Source organism: Methylobacterium sp. J-059, assembly GCF_022829485.1.
Classification (GTDB): domain Bacteria; phylum Pseudomonadota; class Alphaproteobacteria; order Rhizobiales; family Beijerinckiaceae; genus Methylobacterium.
In genome coordinates this window covers 1-1,234 of record NZ_JAKSYA010000028.1, presented here as the reverse complement: position 1 = coordinate 1,234, position 1,234 = coordinate 1, and the positions used below count along the sequence as shown (strand labels likewise).

Annotated in this window: 1 protein-coding gene; it reads right to left on the bottom strand. The window is 66.9% G+C overall.

What is annotated here, in order from left to right; genetic code table 11:
• Window positions 1-142 precede the first annotated feature (142 nt).
• Window positions 143-1,171, bottom strand: coding sequence for an IS110 family transposase (locus tag MKK55_RS01860; protein ID WP_243933000.1), 1,029 nt, complete (start codon window positions 1,169-1,171; stop codon window positions 143-145).
• Window positions 1,172-1,234: the final 63 nt, after the last annotated feature.

Below are 1,234 nucleotides of genomic sequence, written 5' to 3'. Positions count from 1 at the left end.
GTATCCGCGAGCTGGGTCCCACTCTGCTTTGCGGGCTATGATGCTCTGGACATTCAGCGGGGTGTCCCGGCTCCCGGTCTGACCGGTTCGCCATCAACTCTCATCGTCCTCGCAACTCGGAAAAGTGCTCCCCTTCCTGCTGTCAGGCGGCCGTGGCCGCTGGTGCGCGGTAGGTGCCGCCGCGGGTCATGATCGCCCAGGCGACCCGTGCGGTGCGGTTGGCCGCCGCAACGGTTACCACGCGCACTGGCTTGCGCTGGAGCAGCGCCGGCAGCCGTGGGTCGACCGACGTCGGCGCAGCCTTCGCGCGCCGGACCAGAGAGGTCATGCCGACCACGAGCAGGCGGCGCAGATAGCGGTCGCCCATGCGTGAGATCCGGCCCATGCGCTCTTTGCCGCCACTGCAGTTCTGCAGCGGTGTCAGCTCCAACGAAGCTGCGAACTGCCGACCGGAGCGGAAGCGCTCGGGCTCGCTCACTGAGGCGGCCAGCGCCGTTGCCGAGACGATGCCGACACCGGGGATCGTCGCCAGGCGCTGTGACAGGTCGCTGTCCCGATGCCAGGCCAACAACTCCCTCTCCAGCCGGGTGAGATGGATCTGTACGGCGCCGATCTGATCGGCCAGCCCGGTCACCACGCGTTGCGCCAGTGGTGGCACCTCGGCTGCGTCTCCGGCCGAGAGCCGGGCTGCCAGTTCGAGCGCGTGCCGCAGGCCCCGCGCCATCTCGATCCCGAACTCGGCGAGCAGGCCGCGGATCATGTTCACCAACTGCGTACGTTGCTTGACCAGCAGGTCGCGCGTCCTGTGCAGCGCCAGCGCTGCCTGCTGCTCGGTCGACTTCACCGGCACGAAGCGCATGCTCGGGCGCGTCACCGCCTCGCAGATGGCAGCGGCATCGTTCGCATCGGTTTTACCGCGCTTCACATACGGCTTCACGTAAGCGGGCGGCATCAGCCGAACCTCATGGCCGAGCTTCGTCAGTTCCCGGGCCCAGTGATGGGACGTTCCGCACGCCTCCATGCCGACCAGGCATCGAGGCAGCTTGGCGAAGAACGGCACGACCTGCGCCCGGCGTAGCGCCTTGCGAACGACGACGTGCCCAGCTGCATCAACGGCGTGAACCTGGAAAATGCTCTTGGCCAGATCGATGCCGACGGTGGTGATCTCCATGGGGATGGCTCCTGCATCTGCGTGGCTGCTGCTTTGACAGCAACCACATCTTGGCACCGAGAT

Excerpts from the sequence above, each read along its gene's own strand:
- MKK55_RS01860 (WP_243933000.1), bottom strand. The coding sequence starts at position 1,171 with ATGGAGATCACCACCGTCGGCATCGATCTGGCCAAGAGCATTTTCCAG.